A 6,528-nucleotide genomic window follows, 5' to 3' on the forward strand; every position below is an offset into this window, starting at 1 on the left:
GACAAGCTTGCCCTCTTCAATATGCCAGGGCAGTACGACCGCCGAGGTCCCCGTCAATGTCAACGTGCCAGCGCCAGTCTTCCCAACCGTCGCAAAGCCGCTGTAGCCCCCAATGCCAATGTCAAGAGTCAGATCCTCGGCTGTGTTCAACACCAGAGTAGCATCGGTCACAGTGCTCGCAACGCTAACCTTGCCCTGTATGTCGGAACCTGCACGCAGCTCAAGCGTGGCACGTTCTCCAACAATCTGGATCGCGCTAACGGAAGTCGAGCCAGGCTGCACAATGCCAGCGTTAACAACATAAGCGTCATGACCGAGTCGAATGCCTGCGCCAGCACTAGTAGCGGTTGAACTTCCTCCGCCCTTTACCGTACCAAAGTTCTCAAAACGAGAACCTTCTCCGACGACTGCGACACCGTCTCCTCCCGCTCCCTTAGACCCGGATCCTGCGCCCCCAGCACCGCCAATGATCGAAGCTCCCTGCACGTTTGTCAGCTGCCCATTGATCATGGCACCGGCACCGCCATTGCCACTATTGCCGTAATACTTGCTATTATCAACCGTCCACGTAACGGTACCTCCAACCCCCCCCTTTCCTCCAGTAATTATCAACCCTTGATGGGTTGAGCTTGATGTATCACTGGAAAGAAATAATCCCGCACCACCGCCACCACCGCCACCAGGTGCAGTACTGGCAATATTAGCGCTGGTACTGTTAGAACCGCCGGCACCGCCGGCACCGCCAGTTAATACGTTAGAACCGGAATCGATTTGGGTTGCACCTACTTTGCCGGCAGCCCCACCACTTGTCGCACCTCCTCCGGAACCGTTGTATCCAACAGTCCCCATTCCATTATCATTACCACCAGTACCGCCATTCGGCTTCAAACCCTCCGCCTGTGCCTCACTGATGCCGGCGACGAGGATTGCGGGCATTGCGGTGGTTGCAATCAGCGCGGCCCAGAGAGCAGCGGTCGCAAATCGTGGCGCTGTGTTCAATGCCGACGAGCCCGCAAGCGCTCTGGCGCGATGTTTCAGTGCATGAATGGCTGGAAAACGGTTCGTAAAATAGGTCATTTCAAATATCCCCTCATCGAAAGCAAGATGCGTGGCTGTCAAAACCGACTAAAATCTACAGCGGGACATCGCACCTGAGTTACACGGACGCCAAATAAAACTCTCTTCTATAAAATTCCAGAATTACCTGAGTAATAGATCTTAATAGCGCTCCAGGATGCTCAAAGAGTCAAGAGGATCCATGAAATAGAGTAAATATGTTGCCTGAATAACACTGTAAAAATCAATATATTAGAATATTAATATATACATAAATATGTATTCATTGCCTCGAAAGCGCTGCCTTTGCTTTAATTGCACCGAAACCAACGGCATTACTTACACCGCATCCCAAGGCATGAAACGCCCCTCGCACGGACATCAATCCAATCGGCTCTTTTCTGACCGGCTCCAATCAGACAAACCTTTGCGACGGCCGCGCCCGGCTGACGGTCGGGTTGCGCTCGATCATTTTGTCGGGGGATAATTTTACGAGCTCGGTTTGCTGCATGACATCGCTCCTGCCCCACGGGCAGCACGGCATCGATGCTCTTGGCCAGATAACCCGTGGCGAGGCTGATGAAGAAATCGCGCAGATAGGTGTCGATGCTTTGGCAGGCGGCTGCGAGCAGCGACAAGACCAGAAGGAGACGCGTACAGGCCGCATCCTTATGCTGTTTTGCAAGGCCGGGACTGCGAGGCTTCAGTCGATTATCCGACCGCTTGCCGGTTCTGATAACGGCGTCATAATCTTCAATGATCGCAATCCACAAGACACTCACGGAAATCGAGCTCGCCTCGTCCAATACGATCTCGTGTTCCTGGCCTAACCCGGATCAGGTTATCGTCGTTCAATGCGCAACGCTATAATCGCGATCGTCGCATCATTATTCAGAGCGGTCCCGATCATGACCTTGTTCAGGTTTTTCTCTCAGAGCCTGTTCCAAAAGTCGCCCTGTGTGGCTGCAAATGGCCATTTTCTCCATTCCGGTGCTCACGTACCTTTATGTACGCTCCGGTACTCGAAAACAACAATTTTCGCACACACATGTCGCTTTTTGAGTCAGGCTCTCAGATAGTATGAAAGGTGACCTCAACGGAGTGAATGTCAACGCAAATATTGGTGACATCTGCATTCTGGGTCTTGCATACACGTTCAGGAGCGAAGTCGATGCAGGTTCAAGACTGTCCCTTGCGATTCCGCGTTGGGAACTCCAAAAGGAAGTGGGAGCGCGAAACCTGCACGGAGCCGTTCCGAAGGCTGAACAACCTCTGACCAGGATCATCACAACCTCTCTCCGCAAGGTCGCCTCTGCGAAAACTCCTTTATCCGAATCCCGGCTTTTTGCGGTGCAAGACGCGATCATTACAGTGTTGTCGGCTGCGTTGCGTGGCGAAATGCCCGAAGCAGCGCGCACTCCCCGAACCCGTATCTTGTCTTTCCGAATGCGCGTTTTGGCGTTCATCGAACAGAACATTCAGTCAAAGATCTGGCACCTGAATCCATCCAGCGTCGGTTTGATGTTTCGCGTGCCCATCTTGACCGTGCTTTCGCAACCGTTGGCGGTGTAGCCAGGGTCCTGCAGGACAGGCGACTGGACCTGGCATTGTTGAAATTGACAAGAAAAAGCGATCCGCCCGACTCAATTGCCACGATCACGGCAAGTCCGGGATTTTCGAGTGGCAATCAGCTTCTGCGGAGCTTCCGTGCCCAGTTCGGTGTGACGCCTGGCGAAGCCAGAGAGGAGAGCGCGGCCTTTTCTCCAAGCATACCGGGCTCTTCCCACCTGCAAACCCACTTTGGCCGGATACTCGGTCAGAGGCTTTCCGATCGACAGTACGCAGACGCGGGGGCGGCCCATGCATAAGCGCAAATTTGTTTCGAAGTGCGAAGTGGCTTTGCCCTGGATCGCACCAGAAACAGCGATTGGCAGCGTTTGTGACGTAACCATTTCACCGAACTGCTCCTGATTGGGGTCAGGCCCGCTTTTGCCGTCAAAGACAATCCGTGTCATGTCGCATGACACAGCTCAGACAGGGTTTGCGAAACGGGGCGCCATTTTTTCGATATCCCGGATAAAGTTGAGCATATTGCAGCTGATACAGTCGTGTATCCTCGCCGCAAGATCTGGATATTCTTCGATAATACGACGGAAAATGGAACGGCTGATGCGCAGAACTTCAGTTTCCCCTTCGACAACGGCAGAGGTGGGGCGGGAAGTATGAATGATAAGGGCCATTTCTCCCAGCATCGTTCCGGGTCCGACATGATAGATGAATTTTCGAGCTTTATCGTTTTCTCGAAACAGGAGAATGTTTCCTGACAGGATGATATAGGCGTAGTCGGCCTTCTGGCCTTCCTGGAACAGCTTGCGACCGGGCCGCAGTTTCAGCCGTTCGGTGCCAAAGGCAAGAAGTCGCAGCTTTTCCGGCGAGAAAGAACCAAACAAACGCACCCTGCCCAGAATATGGATGTCTTCGTCTAGAGACACGTTTTCTCCTTGTCGTGTCCAGGGGACCCTGAGGCGGTTGCGTCAACGGATCGGAAATTTCGGGTCGGGATGCGCGTTTCTGACGGCATTTTATTATTGCCCTGAAGCAAGACGAGGCTGAAGCTGCATGATTGAGTTATATGCCTCCTGGTATAGCGGAGCTCGTGGTCCCCATGACGGAGCGACGGTTCTTCAATTGTGTCGCATAGCTACAGACCGGCCTTGTGCACAGAATGTTCGTGCACTATTGACGCGGACAAGATCCGGCGCCCTCAGCCTAAACCCTGTTACTGAAATTAATGTATATGAGAGTCCGAGCAGGCAGTCGAATACAATATATAAACAACGTTTTAAAGTTCACCGATCCTAAAATGAGTTCAATAAATAACCTGATATTTATTGTATACTATACGGAGTACACCCTGCAACGATTATACCATTTTTAACATTGTGACAATATCTAAGCTTGCTCTGGCTCATCCTCCTGCTTCCCGCTTGAATTGCAGCCTTGCAATGCCGCGTGTCGTTCTCTTGATGGATGGTATGAACATCCAGGCCTCTGCTGGTATAATTGGAGCCTCAAAATTTGTTGCCGGACGGCGGCAAATACCCCGCAGAGAGCCGGCACTCTACGAGAAGTCCAGTCGAAGGCAGTATCAATCGGCTCAAGACACTCAAACGCCGGATGCTTGGCCGTTCCGGATGCGAGCTGCTACGCTCACGTCTAATGTCACCTCCATCATCCAGCCAAAAAACGGAGCTGTAATCCTCAATCTTGCACCCAAAATGCCGCAGATCCTTAACTTGACGCTAGCCCGAGCTTGATTGCCGCGCCCCGCTCCTCGCCATCATAGTGCTTCCCTTCATTCGTATGAGAAAATTGCACCATTAAAGTCTAAGATCAAATATCTAGCATCCAGAAAGGAATAGTCGCCCGTACCGGATCGTGGGAAAATGGCGATTATCGAATGCCGGAGTGGAGCATATTGGTACGCCAGCACCGAAATGTTGAAATAATTGCCATGGAGCCACTTTGCCACTTTTGAAAGGCGCTCTAACCAGCTAAATTCATTCATCCAGTTAACGAAAGAATATGATATGGTAGATTTAGATAGTTTTAAGAAAGGAATTGATGTTTCGCGTTATCAGGGGGCCATCGACTGGCATGCAGTGGCAGCCGCCGGCATCCAGGATGCAATGATCAAGATGTCAGAGGGGGGAACATATACTGATCCGCAATTCGAGGAAAATTGGCTCGGCGCTACAGCCGAGAAGCTTTCGGTCGGTGTCTATCATTATTTCCGTGCACTAAGCAGTACTCCCCAAGCGCAAGCAGATAGCATCCTAAAAGGCCTCAATATTGTTGGCTTTGATCCATTGAAAAACAGTCTGGCTATTGATGTTGAGGAGGCTGGGAATATCGGAGCAACCGGCGATCAAATAGCCGACAATCTTTATGAATTGCTCAGATTGATTGGCGAACATGTTATTCCAGGGAACAGAGCGACAATCTACGCGTCTCCGCAAGAGTGGAATAGCTTGGTCAACTGTGAAAAATACGATTTCAGCGAATATCCGCTCTGGGTGGCGCATTGCAACGTGAAGACACCATGCTTACCAAAATCTTGGGAAGCAAAGGGCAAGGCATGGGTGAGATGGCAATATTGCGAAAACGGCATTGTTTCAGGCATCGATGCGCCGGTCGATCTGAACTGGGTAAAATGACCACCTACTGGTTTCGTTGGATTGCCTTCAACGTTTGGAACTCACGGTTTGGAGTTGCGATGATTTCGTTCGGATTTGCGTTCCGATGAAGGCGTGTCCGCGTTATATTCCTGGATGAAGCAGTTGATAGCAGTCTGTCGGTGTGAAGTGGAAAGTCCAGCGCGAGTGTCGGGCGAACCACTTCTGGACCTTGTCTTTTTATGTGCGCCGTAATTGTCGAGGATCACGTGGATCGCCTTGTTCCTGGGTACTTCGCGCTCGATCCGATTGAGCGCTTATAGTCATGGGTCAAAGTGTCGGCGCGGCCTTTCTTCATCGGCAAGCGCAGCTGTGTGCGGTCGAGTGCCTGCATCTGCGATTTCTCACTGAACTGCCCCCCATTTCGACCGGACAGTCGGCATAAGCAGAAAGGCTCAAGCACAGGCTTGGGTATAGGCTTATGTCTAACGAGTATCGACATGTCGAATTGCTGACAGGTGATGTCCGCCGTCGGCGGTGGACAACCGAGCAAAAGCTGACGATCATCGAGCAGAGTTTCGAACCAGGCGAAACGGTATCTTCGACCGCTCGCCGCCATGGTGTTGCGCCCAATCTGCTTTACCGGTGGCGCAGGCTCTTGAGTGAGGGAGGTGCTGCAGCCGTGGATTCTGACGAGCCGGTGGTCGGCAATTCGGAAGTGAAGAAACTGGAAGATCGCATCCGCGAGCTGGAGCGCATGCTCGGCCGTAAGACGATGGAGGTCGAAATCCTCCGCGAAGCCCTTTCCAAAGCGGACTCAAAAAAACGGATATCGCGGCCGATCTTGTTGCCGAAGGACGGTTCGCGATGAAGGCCGTAGCAGACACGCTAGGCGTCTCCCGTTCCAACCTCATCGAGCGGCTGAAAGGCAAATCAAAGCCGCGTGGGCCTTACCACAAGGTCGAGGATGCAGAGCTTTTGCCCACCATTCGCAGGCTGGTGGATCAAAGGCCAACCTATGGCTATCGGCGGATCGCCGCGCTCCTCAATCGCGAAAGGCGAGCCGCCGATAAGCCTGTGGTCAACGCCAAACGGGTCCATCGCATCATGGGCAACCATGCCATGCTGCTGGAGAAGCATACCGCCGTTCGCAAGGGCCGCATCCATGACGGCAAGGTCATGGTTATGCGCTCCAATCTGCGCTGGTGCTCGGACGGTCTGGAGTTCACCTGCTGGAATGGCGAGGTCATTCGTCTCGCCTTCGTCATCGACGCATTCGACCGCGAAATCATCGCCT

At 52.5% G+C, this 6,528-nt stretch carries 5 protein-coding genes and 3 pseudogenes; 4 read left to right on the plus strand and 4 right to left on the minus strand.

From position 1 onward, the window contains the following. Together ACTJKP_RS25860 and ACTJKP_RS25865 are read right to left on the minus strand one after the other, a co-directional pair. A pseudogene (locus tag ACTJKP_RS25860) lies at positions 1-1,119 on the minus strand (hypothetical protein); the annotation flags it as partial. 272 nt (positions 1,120-1,391) lie between these two features. Further along, the gene (locus tag ACTJKP_RS25865; RefSeq protein WP_440632715.1) at positions 1,392-1,862 is read right to left on the minus strand and encodes a hypothetical protein; all 471 of its coding nucleotides are present in this window, start codon (positions 1,860-1,862) and stop codon (positions 1,392-1,394) included. 274 nt (positions 1,863-2,136) lie between these two features. Here ACTJKP_RS25865 and ACTJKP_RS25870 point away from each other — a divergent pair, with 274 nt between their 5' ends. Next, positions 2,137-2,628 (plus strand): hypothetical protein, encoded by a 492-nt coding sequence (locus ACTJKP_RS25870; RefSeq protein ID WP_440632716.1) that lies wholly within the window; start codon positions 2,137-2,139, stop codon positions 2,626-2,628. Continuing rightward, positions 2,562-2,924: a helix-turn-helix domain-containing protein gene (locus ACTJKP_RS25875; RefSeq protein WP_440632719.1), complete on the plus strand. Its 363-nt coding sequence runs from the start codon at positions 2,562-2,564 to the stop codon at positions 2,922-2,924. The genes ACTJKP_RS25870 and ACTJKP_RS25875 overlap by 67 nt, the downstream gene beginning before the upstream one ends. A 162-nt stretch (positions 2,925-3,086) precedes the next feature. Here the strand turns inward: ACTJKP_RS25875 and ACTJKP_RS25880 are convergent, their stop codons facing one another. Continuing rightward, positions 3,087-3,548 carry a cyclic nucleotide-binding domain-containing protein gene (locus tag ACTJKP_RS25880; protein ID WP_440632717.1) on the minus strand — a complete coding sequence of 154 codons (462 nt, stop codon included), beginning with the start codon at positions 3,546-3,548 and terminating at the stop codon, positions 3,087-3,089. Positions 3,549-4,646: 1,098 nt separating this feature from the next. Between ACTJKP_RS25880 and ACTJKP_RS25885 the strand changes: the two genes are divergently transcribed. Further along, the gene (locus tag ACTJKP_RS25885) at positions 4,647-5,273 is read left to right on the plus strand and encodes a glycoside hydrolase family 25 protein (RefSeq protein WP_440632718.1); all 627 of its coding nucleotides are present in this window, start codon (positions 4,647-4,649) and stop codon (positions 5,271-5,273) included. A 129-nt stretch (positions 5,274-5,402) separates the two neighbouring features. On the opposite strand, the pseudogene ACTJKP_RS25890 reads toward ACTJKP_RS25885, so the two are convergent. Beyond that, positions 5,403-5,637: pseudogene (locus tag ACTJKP_RS25890) on the minus strand (IS630 family transposase); the annotation flags it as partial. A gap of 75 nt (positions 5,638-5,712) precedes the next feature. On the opposite strand from ACTJKP_RS25890, the pseudogene ACTJKP_RS25895 reads away from it, so the two are divergent. Next, positions 5,713-6,528: pseudogene (locus ACTJKP_RS25895) on the plus strand (IS3 family transposase); the annotation flags it as partial.

The sequence above is a fragment of the Brucella sp. 22210 genome (assembly GCF_052045675.1).
Lineage (GTDB): Bacteria > Pseudomonadota > Alphaproteobacteria > Rhizobiales > Rhizobiaceae > Brucella.

Excerpts from the sequence above, each read along its gene's own strand:
- ACTJKP_RS25870 (WP_440632716.1), top strand. The coding sequence starts at position 2,137 with ATGAAAGGTGACCTCAACGGAGTGAATGTCAACGCAAATATTGGTGAC.
- ACTJKP_RS25885 (WP_440632718.1), top strand. The coding sequence starts at position 4,647 with ATGGTAGATTTAGATAGTTTTAAGAAAGGAATTGATGTTTCGCGTTAT.